The organism is Paeniglutamicibacter quisquiliarum, assembly GCF_019084045.1.
In the GTDB taxonomy this organism is placed as follows: domain Bacteria; phylum Actinomycetota; class Actinomycetes; order Actinomycetales; family Micrococcaceae; genus Paeniglutamicibacter; species Paeniglutamicibacter quisquiliarum.
The window spans coordinates 49,319-67,461 of record NZ_JAHRED010000007.1 but is presented as its reverse complement, the minus strand read 5'-3'; the positions used below and the strand labels follow the sequence as shown (position 1 = coordinate 67,461).

The 18,143-nt window shown below is 63.3% G+C and carries 17 protein-coding genes; 8 read left to right on the top strand and 9 right to left on the bottom strand.

Features of this window, described 5'->3' with window-relative positions:
- Positions 1 to 182 precede the first annotated feature (182 nt).
- The 3 genes from KRR55_RS13335 to KRR55_RS13325 all read left to right on the top strand — a co-directional run bounded on the left by KRR55_RS13335 (position 183) and on the right by KRR55_RS13325 (position 2,288).
- Complete coding sequence (locus KRR55_RS13335) at positions 183 to 482, top strand: hypothetical protein (protein WP_217389584.1); 300 nt, start codon at positions 183 to 185, stop codon at positions 480 to 482.
- Positions 479 to 919, top strand: coding sequence for a YceI family protein (locus tag KRR55_RS13330; RefSeq protein ID WP_217389583.1), 441 nt, complete (start codon positions 479 to 481; stop codon positions 917 to 919). The genes KRR55_RS13335 and KRR55_RS13330 overlap by 4 nt, the downstream gene beginning before the upstream one ends.
- A gap of 346 nt (positions 920 to 1,265) precedes the next feature.
- Positions 1,266 to 2,288, top strand: a complete 1,023-nt coding sequence (locus KRR55_RS13325) for a DUF808 domain-containing protein (protein WP_217389582.1) — start codon at positions 1,266 to 1,268, stop codon at positions 2,286 to 2,288.
- A 204-nt stretch (positions 2,289 to 2,492) separates the two neighbouring features.
- On the opposite strand, the gene KRR55_RS13320 is transcribed toward KRR55_RS13325, so the two are convergent.
- The 3 genes from KRR55_RS13320 to KRR55_RS13310 are packed head-to-tail and all read right to left on the bottom strand — an operon-like array spanning position 2,493 to position 4,537.
- A complete protein-coding gene (locus tag KRR55_RS13320; protein WP_217389581.1) occupies positions 2,493 to 3,260 on the bottom strand; it encodes an SCO1664 family protein in 768 nt (255 codons plus the stop codon).
- Complete coding sequence (locus KRR55_RS13315) at positions 3,260 to 3,820, bottom strand: DUF3090 domain-containing protein (protein ID WP_217389580.1); 561 nt, start codon at positions 3,818 to 3,820, stop codon at positions 3,260 to 3,262. The genes KRR55_RS13320 and KRR55_RS13315 overlap by 1 nt, the downstream gene beginning before the upstream one ends.
- A gap of 9 nt (positions 3,821 to 3,829) precedes the next feature.
- Positions 3,830 to 4,537 carry an MSMEG_4193 family putative phosphomutase gene (locus KRR55_RS13310; RefSeq protein WP_217389579.1) on the bottom strand — a complete coding sequence of 236 codons (708 nt, stop codon included), beginning with the start codon at positions 4,535 to 4,537 and terminating at the stop codon, positions 3,830 to 3,832.
- A 236-nt stretch (positions 4,538 to 4,773) separates the two neighbouring features.
- Here KRR55_RS13310 and KRR55_RS13305 point away from each other — a divergent pair, with 236 nt between their 5' ends.
- The 3 genes from KRR55_RS13305 to KRR55_RS13295 all read left to right on the top strand — a co-directional run bounded on the left by KRR55_RS13305 (position 4,774) and on the right by KRR55_RS13295 (position 7,551).
- Positions 4,774 to 5,001 (top strand): hypothetical protein, encoded by a 228-nt coding sequence (locus KRR55_RS13305; protein ID WP_217389578.1) that lies wholly within the window; start codon positions 4,774 to 4,776, stop codon positions 4,999 to 5,001.
- 475 nt (positions 5,002 to 5,476) lie between these two features.
- The gene (locus tag KRR55_RS13300) at positions 5,477 to 6,397 is read left to right on the top strand and encodes a polysaccharide deacetylase family protein (protein ID WP_217389577.1); all 921 of its coding nucleotides are present in this window, start codon (positions 5,477 to 5,479) and stop codon (positions 6,395 to 6,397) included.
- Positions 6,394 to 7,551, top strand: coding sequence for a C45 family autoproteolytic acyltransferase/hydolase (locus KRR55_RS13295; RefSeq protein WP_217389576.1), 1,158 nt, complete (start codon positions 6,394 to 6,396; stop codon positions 7,549 to 7,551). Before KRR55_RS13300 ends, KRR55_RS13295 begins: the two co-directional genes overlap by 4 nt.
- 302 nt (positions 7,552 to 7,853) lie before the next feature.
- On the opposite strand, the gene KRR55_RS13290 is transcribed toward KRR55_RS13295, so the two are convergent.
- The 5 genes from KRR55_RS13290 to KRR55_RS13270 form a co-directional block, all read right to left on the bottom strand.
- Positions 7,854 to 9,584, bottom strand: a complete 1,731-nt coding sequence (locus KRR55_RS13290) for an ABC transporter substrate-binding protein (protein ID WP_217389575.1) — start codon at positions 9,582 to 9,584, stop codon at positions 7,854 to 7,856.
- Positions 9,585 to 9,589: 5 nt separating this feature from the next.
- Complete coding sequence (locus KRR55_RS13285) at positions 9,590 to 10,699, bottom strand: class II histone deacetylase (RefSeq protein WP_217389574.1); 1,110 nt, start codon at positions 10,697 to 10,699, stop codon at positions 9,590 to 9,592.
- Between the two features lie 69 nt (positions 10,700 to 10,768).
- Positions 10,769 to 11,854 (bottom strand): ABC transporter permease, encoded by a 1,086-nt coding sequence (locus KRR55_RS13280; RefSeq protein WP_217389573.1) that lies wholly within the window; start codon positions 11,852 to 11,854, stop codon positions 10,769 to 10,771.
- Positions 11,851 to 13,317 (bottom strand): sugar ABC transporter ATP-binding protein, encoded by a 1,467-nt coding sequence (locus KRR55_RS13275; RefSeq protein ID WP_217389572.1) that lies wholly within the window; start codon positions 13,315 to 13,317, stop codon positions 11,851 to 11,853. The genes KRR55_RS13280 and KRR55_RS13275 overlap by 4 nt, the downstream gene beginning before the upstream one ends.
- A gap of 48 nt (positions 13,318 to 13,365) precedes the next feature.
- Positions 13,366 to 14,358, bottom strand: coding sequence for a sugar ABC transporter substrate-binding protein (locus KRR55_RS13270; protein ID WP_217389571.1), 993 nt, complete (start codon positions 14,356 to 14,358; stop codon positions 13,366 to 13,368).
- 322 nt (positions 14,359 to 14,680) lie between these two features.
- On the opposite strand from KRR55_RS13270, the gene KRR55_RS13265 reads away from it, so the two are divergent.
- Positions 14,681 to 15,460 carry an SDR family NAD(P)-dependent oxidoreductase gene (locus KRR55_RS13265; RefSeq protein WP_217389570.1) on the top strand — a complete coding sequence of 260 codons (780 nt, stop codon included), beginning with the start codon at positions 14,681 to 14,683 and terminating at the stop codon, positions 15,458 to 15,460.
- A gap of 134 nt (positions 15,461 to 15,594) precedes the next feature.
- Entirely contained in the window at positions 15,595 to 16,335 is a 741-nt protein-coding gene (locus KRR55_RS13260; protein ID WP_217389569.1) for an SDR family NAD(P)-dependent oxidoreductase, read from the top strand.
- Here the strand turns inward: KRR55_RS13260 and KRR55_RS13255 are convergent.
- The gene (locus KRR55_RS13255) at positions 16,332 to 18,110 is read right to left on the bottom strand and encodes an ABC transporter substrate-binding protein (protein WP_217389568.1); all 1,779 of its coding nucleotides are present in this window, start codon (positions 18,108 to 18,110) and stop codon (positions 16,332 to 16,334) included. The two genes, KRR55_RS13260 and KRR55_RS13255, sit on opposite strands and share 4 nt — an antisense overlap.
- Positions 18,111 to 18,143 lie beyond the last annotated feature (33 nt).

Genomic DNA, 18,143 nt, shown 5'->3' with positions numbered 1-18,143 from the left:
TTTTGCCCGGAGGGCGGCGGTGCCAGGGCCGGGGTTCCGCGGCAGTCTGTTTGTGGCCTGTGTATTTTTGGTGAACTTCGCGGGATGCGCGCATTTTCGGCATGTGAAATCGAACGCGATGAAATAATTCAAGCATCAAGTAAAACTCCGCCGGGAGACGGCGCGATCGATCAGGAGAACACATGACCGACCAGCCGGCACCCACCCGCCCGAAGAACAAACGCCTGATATGGATCATCGCCCTGGTGGCGGCAATCGTCGTAGCGGGCATCTTCGTGGGCAGCCGCATTTATGCGGCCAACGTTTCCGCCCGGGCCGAGGCCGTTCCGACCTTGTCGGCAACGGCGACCGGTGAAGCGTCCAAGCGACTGGGGAGAGCGGCGCCGCAACGGCAGCCGAGGACCACTCCGGAACCTGGACCGTCGGTGCCGGATCTTTCGCCGGGTACCGGCTGGAGGAAGTCCTCAACGGAGCCGACGTGACAGTTACGGGACGCACCGAGGACGTGAGCGGTTCCCTGACCCTCGAGGACGACCGGCTGACGGCCGCGGACATCGAGCTGTCGGTGGACACCATCAGCACGGACTCCGATCGCCGCGACCAGTATTTCCGCACGACGGCCATCGACACGTCGCAGTACCCCGAGGCAACGTTCACGCTGACCGAACCCGTTGACGTGTCGGGGGCGCTTGAGGGCGACACGCAGAGATTCGCCATCACCGGCGACCTCACCCTCAATGGCCAGACGGTTTCCGTGGATGCCGACGTCCAAGGCGTGTTGGCCGACGGCTCGGCGCAATTGGTTGGCCAGATCCCGATGACCTGGGCGGAATTCGGTGTCGAGGCGCCGAACCTCGGGTTCGTCGCCGTGGAGGACTCGGGCTTCATTGAGTTCTCGCTGAATGTCGCGCGGGGCTGAGAAAGGCCGGAAGACGACGGGGAGCGCACCGCACCGGTGTCTGGCCAGTGAGGACCTTCACTGAGGTAAAACCAGTGAATCCCTCGGGCCATGGTCTCAGGACGTGCCGTGATTGGGGTTCAACAAAGTGGTTTTCGGCCATCGAACGCCGTCAGCTTTCGCCCACCGGCATCCCATGCGGCGGGCCGGAAACCATCGACGGCCAACCGTTCCTGTGCTGTCGACTTCCGTTTCCCTCGTCGCCTGTGGCCTGCTCGCCGCCATATACTCGGAACATGCCAAATATGCGCCTTGACCGAGGCTTCCACGTCCAGCCGTCCGCCCTCGAGCAGCACCGGGGCGCCCTGTGAGCGGCGGCCTGGTCGCCCTGCTGGACGATGTTGCGGCCCTGGCCCGCATCGCGGCCGCCTCGGTGGACGACGTCGCCGCAGGCGCCGCGAAGGCGGGAGCCAAAGCGGCCGGGGTGGTCATCGACGATGCCGCCGTCACCCCGCAGTACGTTTCCGGCGCCGACCCCTCCCGTGAACTGCCCATGATCAAGAAGATCTTTTGGGGTTCGCTGCGCAACAAGCTGTTGGTCATCCTGCCGGCGCTGTTGCTGATCAGCGCATTCCTCCCGGGGATCATTCCGTTCATCCTCATGGCCGGTGGCACCTACCTCTGCTACGAGGGTGCCGAAAAGGTGTGGCACAAGCTCCGCGGACACCATGAGGCGGAAAAGACCCCGGCGGTCGACCGCGGCCCGCTGGCGGAGGCCAAGGTCATCAAGGGCGCCATCACGACCGACTTCATCCTCTCCTGCGAGATCATGGTGATCTCCATGAACGAGGTGGCCACCGAGTCCCTGCTCTCGCGGGCCATCATCCTGGTAGTCGTGGCGGTCGCCATCACGGTGCTCGTGTACGGGGCCGTGGGGCTGATTGTGAAGATGGACGACATCGGCCTGCACCTGGCCACCAAGGACTCGGCTGGCGCCAAGCGCTTCGGCGAGGCGCTGGTCAAGGGCATGCCCGCCGTGCTGGCCGCGATCACGTTTGTCGGGACGATCGCCATGTTGTGGGTGGGTGGCCACATCATGCTGCAGGGCGCCTACGACCTGGGGTGGCATGCCCCCTACGACCTGGTCCATGTCCTCGAGAAGCCGTTCGCAGGGATCCCCGCAGTGGGCGGCTTCCTGGCCTGGCTCGTGAACACCCTGTGCTCGGCCATCCTCGGAATCATCTGGGGCAGCGTCGTCATGGCCATCGTGCACCCGCTGCTCAAGGCGCTGCCGTTCGGCAAGACCAAGGGCGGACACGAGGAGGGCGACATCAGGGCAGAAATCGCCGGGTATCGGCCGGGGAAGGACAAGGTCGATCCCGCCCCGTGACCGGGGTGCCAGGGATGGTCTGCAGTCCGCGCGCGGGACGCATTCCTGTGTCGTGCGCCGCCGTGGATCACCTCGGGGGAGTCGCGCTGCCTGTCGGTGTGGCCTTCGGTGGCGGATTTCCCCGCCCGTCGGGATTTTGAGGGTTCCCCTGGACGGCGTCTGTTTCACGACAGGTGCCTGGTCCCGCCGGAAACTGTCCTTTTCCTAGAACAGCGGCCAGGGAACCGCCGGCATCCCGCCGCTCGGAGCCGGAAACCGCCCGGTCAAGCGCAACCGCATGCAGCGTGCGCCGAGCGCCGAGATCTCCCCGGCCGTGAGCAAGTGCGCCAGGTCGCGTCCCAGCTGGCCGTCCAGGCCCTGGATGACACGGTCCACGCCGTCGAGTTCCCCTGCGCTTAGGGTGTCTCCGCTCCAACCCCACAACACCGTCCGCAGTTTGTGGTCACTGTGAAAAGTGAGCCCATGGTCCACGCCGTACCGATGTCCGACGCCCATGGCAAGAACGTGGTTGCCTTTACGGTCGGCATTGTTGATGACCACGTCGAACACGGCCATGCGCCGGAGTTCCTGCGAGTCTTCATGGACGAGGGCGACCATCCGCCCCTGCTCATCCTGGCCTTCAAGGACCTGCTTCCAGTCCGTTTGCGGCACCTCGTCCGCCATCACCAGGTCCACGGCATTCTGGGCGGGATCCTGCTCCTGCCAGAGCTGCACCATGCCCTCGCCCAGCGGGCCGTCACGCAGCCAGGTGTGCGGCACGACGTTCCAGCCCAGGGCCTGCGAGACCAGGTAGGCGGCCAGCTCCCGGTGGGCAAGGGCGCCGTCGGGGAAATCCCACAGCGGCTGTTCACCCGCCATGGGCTTGTAGACGACCACCGCGTCGCCGATGCTTCCCAGGAAGGTGGCGTTTGACGCAGTGGTGATGCGGCCGGTGAGCGTCAGCTCCGCCGTTGCCAGGTCGGGCGCCGGCATCAGTTCTCGGGAAGGGTGCAGGTGTGTCCCTCGGCGTCCATCGGGTAGCCGCAGAGCAGGCACATCGGGCGCCCGGCGGCCACGACCTCGCGGGTGCGCTTGGCGAATGCCCGGGCGGAGCCCACCGGCATGCTCACCAGCAGCATTTCGTCCGCGTCGGGGTCAATCACCTCAGGAGATTCGAGGTCTTCGTCATCGTTGTCATCGACTTCGGTGATCGGGTAGGCCTTGATAACCACCTGGGCCGTCGTGGGGTCCCAACCCAGGCCCATGGCCCCGCACCGGAACTGTTCCTGGACGGCCTCGAGCTGGTCGTTGTCGACCAGTTCAATGGGCGTGTTCCCGGGAACGCTGAAGGGGTTGCCCTCGAGGGCCATGAGCTGGTCGAGGATTTCATCGACCTTCTCGGCAAGCAGATCCGCCTGCTGCTTCTCAAAGGCAATACTGACGATCTGCCGCCCCGCGCGCACCTGCAGGTAGAACGTGCGCGACCCCGGCAGGCCCATGGTGCCGACTATGACCCGATCGGGCCAGATGAACTCGTGAACGCGTGTAGGCATGCAACCATCTTAGGCTCCGGAGGTTCGCGGCGCCTCCTGCCCTGCCCCGCCGCCCACCGGTGCGTCGCCGGAGGGGATGTTGTTCGCGAGCCACGCGAGATCCCCGGCGTCGGTGTTGGTCGCGTGGACGGTCGGCCGGGTGGCGCCATAGCGCACGATGGACACGGAGGCGGGGCCGACATTGATGCGCTGGAACAGGTCAAGGTGCATGCCAAGTGCGTCGGCGAGGATTGCCTTGATGAGGTCGCCGTGGCTCACCGCTGCCCATACCGCCCCTGGCCCGTGCTCCGCTTCGAGGGCCGCATCGTGGCGCCGAATCGCCGCCACGGACCGGGCCTGCATGGCGGCCAGTGATTCACCGCCGGGAAAGGTGACGGCGGAGGGTTGCGACTGCACCACCGACCATAGCTTCTCGGTCGCGAGGTCCTCTAGCGTGCGGCCCTGCCACTGGCCGTAATCGCACTCGATAAGATCCGGTTCGACCGGCGCGTACGGGTTGCCGGCCTGGCGTTCGAGGACGAACCGGGCGGTCTGCCGGCAACGCTCCAGGGGGCTGGACACCACGGCGACCAAGGGCACGGCAGCGAGCCGGTCCCCGGCCCGGGCAGCCTGGTCGATCCCGATTTGGTCCAGACTGATGCCCGCTGCCCGACCGGCCAGCAGTCCGGCGGCATTGGCATTGGTGCGGCCGTGCCGCAAGAGAATAACTGTCGCCATCCACCCAGCATAGCCACCGGCTCGACGGCCCGATCCATCCGGGCCATGAAAACCAACATTCGGAGTCAATATCTGGACTCCTTCAGTGGTCGGCGAGGAAATAAGCACGGCCATCAATGAGCGGGCGAGACAACTGGATGAACATAATGCATGGCTTGCCAGCCAGCATCAGGCACGATTTGGAAAGGTTCCCTCGATGGCGCCAAAAGCATCTTAGTCCCGTCGAGCACGCGTCCGTGTTCGAGTACGACCGATGGACCATGAACAGGCCAGAGCATGTTCTTAACCCCGTTGAAGACGAAGCGCTCAAGTCTTTGTTCATGCACCGTCTGGTTGAATCGGTCTGGGATTGGGACACCGATCGTCAAGGCGTTCAATTCTGGATCAACTTCGACGAAGAAATAGGCGCCCTTCCAATGTCGCGTCAAGAGAAGGTACGCAAGAGCGTGAAGGAATTAGTCTAGTGGGGTTTTTGGGAGCCAACTCGCTACCGATTGCAGCGGGGACGCCAATCAGCTGGGACGGTCCGGATGCCCAGAGCAGGCCGATTCCGGACGAAGGTCCATAGACTCTGCATTGCTTCAGACGCCGTCAATTTGGGCCACGCGCAGCAGGCGCTCGACCGAACGATCCGCTTGGGCGCCCTCCCCGCGGAGGTCGTCTGCGCACTGACCAAGTGCCATAGTTTCTACCGAAACTTAGGACATGTCCGCAACAGTATCCGCGCCCTCAGACCAATTTTTGGTACCAGTTCCAGGGTGGCCAAGCCATTGGTTGGATCGGTTTCTCACGCCACCACCCGGTTTGGATTTTCGACGTGAAATTGAAGATACGTCATTTGACCCATGACGCAGGGCAATGTGCCGGGCAGACTGGATCTTCACGTAATGACCATGGCATTCTCTCTCCCAGCGGGATGCCCACGAGTGAGGATGCACGATGGCTTTGTGGCCGCAGGACAAGGATTTCGGTGCAAGCATTACCTTTGATTTTGATGCCGAAGAGGTTTGGATCGGAGAGAACCCCGAGAATGCCAACCGTCCCGGAGTGCTTTCGCAGGGAGCCTACGGTCCGCGCGTGGGGGTTCCCTTGATCTTGGATCTGCTGGCTAAGCACGACGTGAAGGCAACCTTCTTCATCTGCGGCAAGGATGCCCTGCGCCACCCCGACTCCGTAAGAGCAATCCTGGCCCGGGGCCACGAGGTCGCCCACCATGGACACTCACACACCAACCCCACAACACTGAGTCCCGAGGCAGAACGCGCGGAATTGTATGATGGGCTGGCCGTATTGCGGGACCTGGGTGCGGAGATAACGGGATACCGATCCCCCTCGTGGGAATTCACGGACCAGACCCTTGACCTCTTGCAGGAAGCGGGCTTCAAATACAGTTCCAACCTGCTCAACGACATTCGCCCTTACCGTTTCGAGAGCCACGACCTCATTGAGGTCCCCGTGTCCTGGATACTGGACGACGCCGCGCATTTCTGGTTCGCCAATGACACCTGGGAAAAGACCATTCGCTCCACCCGCGAGGTCCTAGAGGTGTGGCAGCCGGAGATCGACGGCATTGCAGCCCTGGGCGGACACGTCATGCTGACTTTGCACCCCATGATATCCGGGCGACCCTCGCGCCTGGCCATGCTCGAAAAGATCATCGTGGGACTCAAAGGAGCTGGCGCCTGGATCGGCACGGTGCGGCAAACCGCCGAACTACTGGATGAAGACTCTCCGACCGGGACGCTGTCCGCTGCCCAGGCCCCCACGTCATTGCCCGCCAATTTGATCCCGGAACATAAAGACGAACGACTCTTGGGGGTCGCACGAGGCGCTCTGGCAGGACGGACGGGCCGGGCATGAAAACTGCAGGCTACCCGCGCATCAGAGTCAGTGGCGGGCCGATTGAACGCGGTGAACAATACGGATCATTGGCCCGCACACAGGTGCACCATGCCCGCGACGGCTACGAGCGCTCCTTCGCCAGCAAGGGCGTGACTTGGGAAGACGCCGTCAGCCACGCCGAAGGGTACGCTGAATCCATCCAACGCTTCTTCCCAGATATCTGGGACGAAATGCGCGGGATCGCCAAGGGCGCGAACCTGCCGTTCGGAGACATCCTGGCGATGAATTGTCGCACCGAGATCCTCTGGCAGGCTTTGGTCTCCGCGCACTGGATGGCCACGGGATCGGCAAATCCACTGCGTGGGGTCGGGGAATGTTCTTCCTTTGCGATAGCCCCGACGCACACGGCACTGGGACACACATTGATTGGCCAGAATTGGGATTGGCTGGTGCACGGCTTGGATTCGGTGATCCTGCTGGAGGTTGAACGCGAGGACGGACCGAACTACGTCACCATCGTGGAGGCCGGGTTGCTGGCCAAAACGGTGATGAACGAGCACGGCATCGGCATGGCAGTAAACACGCTTGTGACAAGCGTTGACGGATCAACCCCGGGCGTCCCTTTTCATGTCTTGCTGCGGGCGCTGGCAGATTGTAAACGTGTCTATGACGCGGTCGAATTACTGGCCTCTCACCCCAGGGCCTCTTCCGGAAACTACATGCTGGGAGCCGCGGACGGGGCGATCCTGAACGTTGAGACGGGACCGGGGGACGCACGCAACATCAACGTCCAGATTGCCAAACATGGAAAGACCTTCCACACCAACCACTTCTTGGATTCGACGCGGGACGGTTTCGACCTAGCTCCCGTGGCCATGTCCGATTCCTACGTGCGACTGTCCCGGTTGCGCGAGCTGGTCGGCATCAACACACAAAAGGTCACTATCGCTGTACTGGATCACGCCCTGCAGGATCACACAGACGCCCCGGGTTCCATTTGCTGCCACCCCGATGTCCGATCGGATCCTGCGGCGCAGTGGTCGACGGTCATGTCTGTGGTCATGGATCTGGACAACCGCGTACTGCATCTGGCAGAAGGTAACCCCTGCTTAGCGCCTAGAAAGGTTGTCGATTACGCCGAATTCTTACTGCCTAATCTTGTGAAGGCGTAGCTGTGCGACATCCCGTATCGCGCTTCCACTCACGCCCACGGCAGAGTATGCCGCGGGAATCGCGGATACTTCGTGCTTCTCTGCGGCGTGGGCGCCTGGACTGGCCATGGGTGCCCAACCTAGACGTGGTGGTCCCCTTGAGCTGGCCGCGATCATGCGTTGGGACTGGTTCGCCGATCTCGGCGACGAGATCGCTTTTCAGCCCGGGCAGCAGAAAACAACCATGTGTCACGAAATCGAAGTCGCTGGAAACCTCGCCATGGTGCGGGGGATCTCGGTGCCCTGGTTAATGCAGTCTTTGGTTAGCTTTCCTCGGCGAGGTTCATTCCCGGAATCTGCAAGAGATGCATGGACCCGAATGGTGCGGGGCTAAGGACCACTGGTCCACCCGATTGGATCTGGCAGGTTAAAAGCGGCATGCCAATCGTCGGATCGATTGTGCCATCAGGGTAGCTCAATGGCGCCTGGCCGTCCTCTCCCAGATAGTAGGTTCCGTTGAGCCCTCGGTAGAGGGTCTCGCGTAGGGCAGAGCACACTCCGGCGCTGTCCGTGCCTCCGTTTTGGCGCCACGAGGTAGCCAACAGCTGGACCTGGTCGTAGGCTGAACTGGATTGCGCCGGCCCCGGTTCCACGCCGTAGCGGACCGCATAGTTTCGCTGAAACGCCCGTGCGACGGCCGAATCCGTTCGGTTGGTCACGGAACTCCACACGACCCCATTCGCAAGATCCCCCAGCTGCTCCACAAAGCGGGGGCTCGATGCAGCGTAGACGTAGTAGACCAAGCCCGTGAACTTCGCGGCATGGAGTTGTCTCTGCAGCTCCGCAATTTCGTCGGTGATGAAGTGTGCCACGAGAATGACTTCGGCGCGGGACTCCACCAGATGCCGGGCCACTTCCTCCCAGTCCGATTGCCGGAAGGGAGCACTTTCGCGGCTGACAATGCTCCAGCCTGCCTCGGCGACTGCGGGCTCGAATCCGTTTCCGCCGATATGCGCACTCGGGGTATCCATCTCCACCAACGCCATCCGGCGTTGCCTTGGCAGGTAGCTCCGCAGCTTCCCGAGATCTCTCAGGAAGCGCACAAACGCCATGGCGTAATACTTCTCTGACGGGCACGTCTGGAACACTGTTCCGTAGCGACGGGGATTACTCCGGACTAGGTCCACATGACGCTCAAAGGTGTCGACATGAAGAAACGGCCTGCCGTATTCGGCGGCCATCTCGAGCAGGAAGGGATTCTCGGCGCTCGAATAGTGTGTTGTAATGGCGTCGACGCCTGCATCGATGAGTCGCTGCATGGCGGCCCGAACTGCATCGGGGTCGTACAAGTCCGCGTCAGCAACGAGGTGTTCAAGAGTCCGGCCCGCCACCCCGCCGTGGGAATTGATCTCCTCGACTGCCAGTGCAGCGCCGCGGACCAATTCTTCTCCCTCGTCGTTGGCCTGGCCGGTCAGGGACGCCAGGGTGCCAACCAGGATCGGGCGTGGTCCGTCGACTGTCTTCGGGCCTAAGGGAAGACGCGCGGGAACCTCATCGACCATGCCAGCAAATCGTTCGACACCCACGACCGAGATATGAGCCACGCCATCAACGCCACCCGGGATCGGCAAAGCAAGCAGGTGGCTGTCAACGACGAGCGATGCCAGCCCAGCCCTACTCACCTGGCCGAGCTTGTGCAGCAGCCGCTCCACCTGGGTGGACACAGTCCGGCGGCTGGTTCCGAGCCGCTCCCCGATCTCCGGGTTGGACAGTCCGAGCGACAACAAGGTCAGGACCTCGATTTCGCGCCGAGTGATGCCCTGTGGCAGTTCTGATGGAACGGCCCTGATCAGCGCACGATCGTGCTGCTCGCCGCGCCGACGTGCCCTTTCCAGCACGACGGTCAGCCATGGTTCGGCGGACCGGTAGAGGAACTGGACCCGGTGGCGGTTCAGCAGCAGGAAGCCCCGGGCGTAGGACACCAATTCCGGGGGTGGCGGACCGCCGTGGATCGATTCAATTCGGCCACGGTGGTCCGTGAGGAACTCGATCACACGGGTCATTGGCGGTGGTCCGGCACATGGTGGACGAGTTCGCTGGCCAAGTCCACGGCTTCCTTCTGCCACGGTTCCAATTGCAGCTGCGGGTAGTCGGCAAAAAATGCCATGTAGGGATCTTTGACCCCAGAATCCAGGCCGGTCAGTTCCTCAAGCACTGCCATGCCGCAGAACGGGACGTAGTGCGCCGAGTAACCGCCTTCGTGGATGAACGCGATGCGACCTGCACAATGTTCGGAAGCGGCGTCGATCATCCGCTGGGACATGGATCGGAATCCGGCACTGGTGACCACCATCCGGCCGAGCGGGTCCGTGGCAGACGCGTCAAAACCGCTGCCGATAATGATGAGTTCGGGCCGGAATCGTTCCAAGGCTGGAACCACGACGCGGTCCAGGGCATCGAGATAGCCTCCGTCTCCCGTGCCCGCGGGCAACGGGATGTTGATCGCGGTGCCTTCGGCGCCTGGCCCGCCGCTCTCGGAGCGCATGCCGGAGTCCGCAGGGTACAACCGGTCTTGGTGCAGGGAAATCGTGAGGACGGACGGGTCGTTCCAAAACACGCTCTGCGTTCCGTTGCCGTGGTGCACGTCCCAGTCGACGATCGCCACCCGCTTGAGCTCGAATTCGTCCAAGGCGACACGTGCGGCGATCGAGGTGTTGGCGAACAGGCAGAAACCGCGGCCACGGTCGGCCTCAGCATGGTGCCCTGCTGGACGCACCAATGCGTAGGCGTTGTCCACCTCGCCGCGCAGCACGGCCCGCACTGCTCCGATGGCGGCACCGGCCGAAAGCTTGGCAATCGCGATTCCCTGCGGACCGAAATCTGCGTTTTCCCCGGCATCCCCGCCTGTTTCGTTCATGTCTTCAAGCCGCTGCAGGTACCCGTGAGTGTGAACCGCCAGGATCTCATCGTCCGTTGCCGGGGACGTGTCCAGTGCAACCATTTTCTTGTCGAATTCACTGACCTTCACCAAGGCCGCAAAGCGACCCTTTGTGTCGGGCGAGTCGAAGGCCACATGAGGCTGTATAAATCCCCCGGGTCCGAAGAAGCCGGATCCGTTGCCGGTGTTGTGCCAATTGAAGACCTCGTGCCAGATCCATCCGGTGCTCATGATTGCGTGCCTTTCGTCGCGTGTTTTGGTGTGTCTCGGGCCGTGCAACCCGATGGGTTTTGGCGGGGACTAGTGTTTGCCGACGCCCAAACGCTGGCGTTCCCCCGCCTCGGTCGTGCCTTCCTCCACCAAGGTGCCGGGGTCGCCATTTGCCTTGATACTCGATTCCAAGACGGCTTTGCCGCGTGTTGCCCAAGATTGCTTGACGATCTTTTGGATAGATTCGTCCAGTGCCACTGCCACCACCAAGGTCAGGCCCACGATGATCGTTTGGAGGAAGGGGGAGGCCTGCAAAAAGACCAGGCCGTTGCGCATGACACCGAAGAACAACAAGCCGGCCAGAACCCCGCCGACGCGCCCCACGCCGCCGGCAAATGCCACACCGCCAAGTAAGGCAACGGTCAATGCATTCATTTCGAGGTTCAAGCCCACAGCGGGACTCACAGACTGGACTTTGGCCCCCAACATGATTCCGGCCAAGGCGGACGCAAGGCCGGTGGCCGCGAACAGCCCGAACCGGACGCGGCGCACATTCACGCCCATCAATCGCGCCGCACGCTCACTGCCACCAATGGCGTAAGTCTCGCGTCCCACCCGGTGCCTGTTCAACACGTACCAAACACCGGCAACCACTAGCAAGAGCAACAACAATCGAACCGGGAAGGGACCGACGGCGGCGGTGCCGAATTCCTGGAACTCCTCCGGCAATTCGCGCCTGGTCACTGTGCGCCCTCCCGTCACCATCATCGCGTAACCGCCCCAGACGCTCAGGAAACCCAAAGTCACCACGATGGGGTTCAGACCGAGGTATGCCACGAGGAAGCCATTGAGGGCACCTGCTGCCACTCCAAAGACCAGGCCCGCGATGATGCCCAGAGTCGTTGACCCGGTGGCGCTCATGACCAGCGCCGAATTGACCGCCGAGGCAGACGCTATGGAACCAACGGACAGATCCACCGAACCGGATATCATCAACAGGGCCAAGGGCAGGACTACGATGCCGAGTTCGGCGACCTGTAGCAGCACGTTCAGTGCGTTACCGGTGCTCATGAAGCGCGGGTTGAGGATCGTAAAGAACACGACCAGGAGAACGAGGGCAAAGAAAATCCCGTTCTTGGCCAAGAAGGACTTGAGATTGACCGAGGATAGTTTCACCGGGAGACCCCTTCCATGGGTCGTTCTGCATCTGATAGGTGGAGCAACGTGGAAACGAGATCCCCGCTGAATTCGGGACCGCGGGGGACTTCCGCCCGCGAACCCCCGTACATGACGTAGGAACGGTCGCAGAGCTGGGCGATCTCATCAGATTCGGCGGAGGCGACCAACACCGCCACACCTTGGGCGGCGAGCTCGCGGACGGCGGTGGCGATGTCCTGCTTGGCGCCAACGTCGACACCCTGGGTCGGCTGTGCCAGCAGGAGGACCCGCGGTTGGCGCGGAAACATCCAGCGCGACAGCAGATGCTTTTGCCGGTTGCCGCCGCTGAACTCGTCGATTGGCGCGTCGGAGCCGGGGCCGAGGATATTGAGCTTTTTCCGGGCTTCGGCGTATGTGTTTTCCCCCACCGCTGGGCCAACCCACCATCCGCGGCCGGGCAGCTGGCTGAACCACGGGAGGAACACCGTGTCCAGTGCTGAGGCACCGGAGACTAGACCATCGTTTTCACGGTCGGCCGGCACCAGATGGATGCCCCAACGCACCGCGGCGCCCGGCGAGGCGATGTCGACGTCCCGGTCGTTCCAGCTAAAGCGGCCATGTCCGTCCAAGCCGAAGAGTCCGGCAAGAAAGCTGAATTGCTCCCCGGCGGCCATCCCGAAGAGGCCCACCACTTCGCCAGCGGCGACGCTGACCCCGTCGGACCGAAGAAGCCCGGCGCTCGTTTGCACTCGGGCTGGAACGAACTTGTCGTCGCCCATGCCCGGGGCAAGGGCCTGGGCCAGCGTCCTGCCCGTGAATGACTCGGCGGTCCCGTCCACCACCAGGCACCCCGACCTGAGAACCAAGATGCGTTCGCAAACGTCCAGGATGTCGGGCAGCCTGTGGGAGACGTAGATGACCGTCACCCCACGCGCTGCCAGCTGCCTGATCAAGGCATGCAATGATTCGGTTTCGGCACGGCCGAGCGCGGCGGTGGGTTCATCGAGCAACAGCATTTTCATGCCGCCGGCCAGGAACCCGCGCGCCAAGTCAACAAGCTGACGCTCACCCAGCGAGAGCGTATCTACCATGAGACCCGGATCGAGGTCGGATCCGACCTCGGCCAGTGCCCGGCGCGCTTGCTCGCGCTGGCCGACGCTGGGCCGAAGCCCTTGTCCCAAGAACAGGTTGTCCAGAATGCTCAGGTTCGGCGCTAGCGCCGGCTCCTGATGGATCACCGTGATGCCCATTCCTGCGGCTTCTTGCGGTGTCAATTTCCCCGGTGCCGGGACACCATCCACGGTGAAATCCCCGCTCGATGCGGCATAGACCCCGGAGAGCACGTTGAACAGCGTGGATTTTCCCGCTCCGTTGTGGCCAAGCAGGCCGACAACTTCACCGGCCGCCACCGAGAGCGTGACCCCGTCCAAGGCCCGGGTGGCACCGAATTCAACGGACAGGTTTTCCAACCGCAATCGCATATCGCCTTCACCCGCCCCCGGCAGGGACTGTGTGGAATGCATCATGGATCAGCTTCCGCTCTTGCGGTCGCTGCGGAAGGAATCGGCGTTTTCCGGGGTTACCCGGGTGGAGGAAATCTCTATGTTTCCCTTGAGAGTTCCCTCGGCCGCCTCGATGAGCAGCTGCGCGTTCTTCTCAGCCAGTTCCTTGGCCGGCAGGATGAACCCGAGCCGCCAGATGCTGTCCTTTTCCTTGATTAGGTCCAGTGATTCATCTGTGGCATCTAGGGCACCGAGCAGGTAGCCCGGATCTTTGGGATCCACACCGTGAGACATGAGCGCACGGTAGGAACCGATCAACTGGTCGGAACCGGTTGAAAGCCAAACCTTGGTGTTGGGATTCGCTGACAGCTGGTTCTTTGTGTTTTCCAGTCCGTCCTCGATGGTCAGCGAGGGCATATCCGAAATCTTAACTTTCGCCCCGGCCTTCTTCAGCCCGTCCTTGATGCCGTTGGATCGCTCAATACCCAGATCGGTTTCGTAGTAGCTGAAGAACCCAACGGGGACCTCGGCGTCTCCGTACTTCTCCACGATCCACTTGCCGGCTTCCTCGCCCAAGGTCAGGCCGTCGTTGTAGTTGTCGATGACCAACGCTGCCTCGATGCCTTCCCATTCGGTCGCATACCCGACGACGGGGATGTTTGCGGCATTCGCCTCGGTGGTGACCGGGACCATGGAGTCCGACTGCACGGGATAGCCCATGATCGCCTTGATATCGCCGCGCTGGATCCATGACTGCCAGCTCGAAACCTGGCTTTGGATGTTCCACTGTGGATCGTCGCTGACCAATTCGTAGCCGGCAGCTTCAACGATGGGTTTCATGTATTCGAGTTCATCGACCCAGATCTGGATGTCCAACCCGGCAAAACTCATCGCAACCGCGCCCTTGTCAGGCTCTCCGGAGGAGTCCCCTTCGGACGCGGTGCCGGAGGTGCAACCGGCAAGGACGAGTGAGGCCACGGCACCGAGCGACACGAGTCGTGCAAACTTACGAGATTTCATTGTTCCTCCAATGTCTGCGACGGATACCCGGCGGCTTCCCCGGCTGGTGCCCGCTTGTTCTGAGTAGACATCTCACCAGAGCAGAACTTACAGCACATGCGTCATATGACGTACGAACGGCAAAATACGAAGTGCGGGGCTGATTGGAATTTTAGGTTCCATCCCCGTACGTCATTCGACGCATGTAACTTGCCGCTGGGAACTCAAGGATGGGAAGACGCAAATATCGGAAGGTAAAACCAATGAGCCATGGTTCCGGGTGCCAACGCAGCCACAGAATTTTCTACCGCGGCGGAGTCGCCACAGTGCGCGGATTCCGAGCATGACAAGGCTCCTCCGCCATGCCCCGATGCGGGCCCTGGTGACCGGTGCGGCAGGCGGCCTAGGCCGGGACATCGCCCTGGGTCTCGCGGACCAGGGGCATCTGGTCTTGGCCTGCGACAATTCCGCCGGGATCGCAAAGCTCGGCGGCGAGCGCGGAGGCAGAATCCGCACCATGCAGCTTGACCTCACCGAGCCCCACGCCGACCGGACATTGGTTGACGGTGCCATCGAACTCCTTGGCGGCTTGGACGCGCTGGTCAACAACGCCGGCGTTGGTGGCCCCGGAATGCTTTTAGAGCACACCTCCGACGAAGACCTCGAGCAGGTGCTGGCGGTCAACATGATCGCACCGGCACGGCTTTGCCGTGCCTCGCTGCCCAGCTTGCGCCTTAGCGGGCGCGGCCGGATCGTCAACATGGGGTCTCTGTTTGCGAACCACCCCCAATCGCACGGCGTGGCCTACGCAATGTCCAAGGGAGCACTCGCCGCCCTCACCCGAAGCCTCGCCGTGGAGGAAGGACCGTACGGGACTACCGTCAACACGGTTTCCCCCGGTTACATGCTCACCGGCATGCACAGAGAGGAGGCCGCGCTCCAGGCATCCCTCCGGGGCGTAGAAGTTGCGGAGCAGCTGGAGCGCGTCAGTTCCGCCATACCGATGCGGCGGCACGGGACAGGAGCGGACGTGGCAGCCACCGTGGCATGGTTGCTCAGTGAATCCGCCGGCTACGTCAGCGGTCAGGACATCCCGGTCAACGGCGCTGCTGCTTTCGGCTAGATCGAGCGACCGGCTTCGACTTCAGCTTCAATGCCAGGGAAAGAAAGACACAATGCACAAAACAGCATCTCCGAGGTACGTCCTAGCACGGCGGCGACACACGCCGGCAACGCCGAGCTCAACAGGGGCCGGGCGTGGCTGAGCATTTCCCTGTGCTGGCCGTTACCGGGGCCGCGTCGGGGATCGGCGCAGCCACCGCCCGGCTGGCCGCGACCGCCAACTACCGGGTCGCCATGCTGGACCTCACCGCACCCGCGAACGACGCTTTGCTGCGACGTAATAACACCGTCTTCGCCGAGTGTGACGTGACGTCCCGCGAATCGCTGCGATCGGCGCTGGCCCTGATCGAGGAGACGTGGGGGCAGGGCCCAGATGCGGTGGTCCACTGCGCCGGCATCTATCAAACCAGCGCCACCGAGGAACTGGACCTTGAGCTGTTTGCCCGCGTGCAGCACATCAACACGACCGGGACCTTCCTGACGGCCGGGGTCCTGGGCCGGTCAATGCTTGAGCGCGGTGCCGGAAGCTTGGTGCTGTTGAGTTCGATCGCCTTCGCCCTTGGCGACGAAGCCGAACCCGGTGCCGCATATGCCGCCAGCAAGGGTGCCGTCGTGTCGATGGGACGGCAGCTGGCCGCGGAATGGGGGCCACGTGGGGTCCGCACCAACGTTGTGGCCCCCGGCGTCATTGACACTCCCATGACCACCATCGTCGACAACGCACAGGCCTACGGGGACTTGCTGGCAACCCACCCAATGCGCCGGCTCGGCACGGCCGAGGAGGTCGCACGAGTGTGCCTGTTCCTGGCCGGCCCGGGGGCGAGCTTCGTCAACGGCGCTGTCATTCCCGTGGACGGCGGCCAGTGCATCGTCTAGTCCGCAGTTAGGCCGGCCCACGGCGCCTGGTCCTTATGGCCGGGCAGCTGGAGCCTGGCCATCGACCCGAAGAGCGGCGGGCTGAGTACCACCGACTTGCCGCCCTGGATCTGCGAGGTGACCAGGACCTGGCCGATGGTCGGGTCGGAGGTACCGTCCGGGTAGCTCAACGGCGATTGCCCGGCCCCGCCGAAGTAGTAGATCCCGTTGAGCCCGTGGTAAACGTCCTCGCGCAGTACCTTGCAGGTCCCGCGCGGGACCGTGCTGCCGTTGCGGGCCCAGCTCCAGGCCAGCAACTGGATCTGGTCGTAGGCCGAGCTCGCCTGTGACGGGCCGGGCTCTGCCCGGTAGCGCATCACATAGTTGCGGTGGAAGCGGGTTGCGGAGTCCGAATCCATGCGGCTGGTCACCGAACTCCAGATCGCGCCGTCGGACAGTGTCCCGAGCACGTCGCGGAAACGCGGGATCGATGCCCCGTAGACGTAGTGAACCAGCCCTCGGAATCCGCCATCGACCAGCAGCCGGTGCAGGATAGCGATTTCATCCGGGACGTAGTGGGCCACCAGGACGACGTCCGGAGCGGCCTCGCGGATCCCGCGCGCGATCTTCTGCCAGTCGGTGTTGCGGACCGGCGCCGCGTACCTGGCCGAAACTCCCCAGCCGATGGCGGCCAGTTCCCGGTCGAACCCCTCCCCAGCGATCCGGGCACTGGCCGAGTCCATTTCCACAATCGCGATCCGTCGGTTGGCCGGGTCGTAGCGACGCGAGGCCTCGAGTTCGCCGAGGAAGCGCCGAAAGGCGAGTGCGTAGTATTTTTCCGACGGGCAGGTTTGGTACACCATCCAGTAGCGCTCGGGGCGCGCTTCGACCAGGTCCACGTGCTGCTGGAACGTGTCCAGGTGCAAGAATGGCCGGCCGTAGTCGGCCGCGGTCTCCAGCAGGAAGGGGTTTTCCGCGCTGATGTAGTTCGTGGTGATGGCGTCGACCTGCGCCTCGACCAGCTGGGCCATGGCCGCTGCGACGCTTGCCGGGTCGAAGAGGTCGGCGCCCGCGACGAAGTGTTCCAGGCGGCGGCCGCCCACGCCCCCGTTGGCGTTGATCTCCTCGATGGCCAGGGCCGCACCGCGCACCATCTCTTCCCCGTCGTCGGCCGCGATGCCCGTGAGCGCTGCCAGTGTGCCGATGACGATGGGATGCCGGCTGGCCAGCGCGGTGTCAGGTACCGCGGCGGGGCCCCGGCCTGTACGCAGGGCGGCGGCGAATTGCTCCAGCCCGACCGCGGCGAGCGGCGCCACCCCCTCGACGCCGCCGGTAACCGGGAGTGCCAGCAGGCCGGCATCAACCGCGATCGCCGCCAGCCCGCCGCGGCCGCGCTGTTCGAGCTTGTGCAGCAGCCGCTCTATCTGCGTGGTCACGGTCCGCGGGCTGGTGCCCAGGCGGCCGGCGATTTCCGCATTCGGCAGCCCGAGGGCCACGAGGGTCAACACATCGATTTCCCGCGGGGTGACTCCCTGGGGCAGCACCAGGGGATTGGCGCTGACCAGCGCGTGGTCGTGCTGCTCGCCGCGCGTGCGCTGTCGTTCCATGCGGATCGACTGCAGCAGGCCCTCGGCCCGGTAAACAAACTGGATCTCCGAGCGATTGGTGAGCAGGAACCCCCTGGCATACAACGCCAGCAGGGCCGGAGGTTCTGGCCCGCGAAGCAGCGTCGTGCGGCCACGGTGGTCGGTGGTGAACTCGGCATGGGATGCGCGCGGCAGTCGGTTTCCAGTCACAGCAGGAACACTAACAGATTGAAAAAATTCATA

Excerpts from the sequence above, each read along its gene's own strand:
- KRR55_RS13335 (WP_217389584.1), top strand. The coding sequence starts at position 183 with ATGACCGACCAGCCGGCACCCACCCGCCCGAAGAACAAACGCCTGATA.
- KRR55_RS13320 (WP_217389581.1), bottom strand. The coding sequence starts at position 3,260 with ATGCCGGCGCCCGACCTGGCAACGGCGGAGCTGACGCTCACCGGCCGC.
- KRR55_RS13315 (WP_217389580.1), bottom strand. The coding sequence starts at position 3,820 with ATGCCTACACGCGTTCACGAGTTCATCTGGCCCGATCGGGTCATAGTC.
- KRR55_RS13310 (WP_217389579.1), bottom strand. The coding sequence starts at position 4,537 with ATGGCGACAGTTATTCTCTTGCGGCACGGCCGCACCAATGCCAATGCC.
- KRR55_RS13300 (WP_217389577.1), top strand. The coding sequence starts at position 5,477 with ATGGCTTTGTGGCCGCAGGACAAGGATTTCGGTGCAAGCATTACCTTT.
- KRR55_RS13295 (WP_217389576.1), top strand. The coding sequence starts at position 6,394 with ATGAAAACTGCAGGCTACCCGCGCATCAGAGTCAGTGGCGGGCCGATT.
- KRR55_RS13285 (WP_217389574.1), bottom strand. The coding sequence starts at position 10,699 with ATGAGCACCGGATGGATCTGGCACGAGGTCTTCAATTGGCACAACACC.
- KRR55_RS13275 (WP_217389572.1), bottom strand. The coding sequence starts at position 13,317 with ATGCGATTGCGGTTGGAAAACCTGTCCGTTGAATTCGGTGCCACCCGG.
- KRR55_RS13270 (WP_217389571.1), bottom strand. The coding sequence starts at position 14,358 with ATGAAATCTCGTAAGTTTGCACGACTCGTGTCGCTCGGTGCCGTGGCC.
- KRR55_RS13265 (WP_217389570.1), top strand. The coding sequence starts at position 14,681 with ATGACAAGGCTCCTCCGCCATGCCCCGATGCGGGCCCTGGTGACCGGT.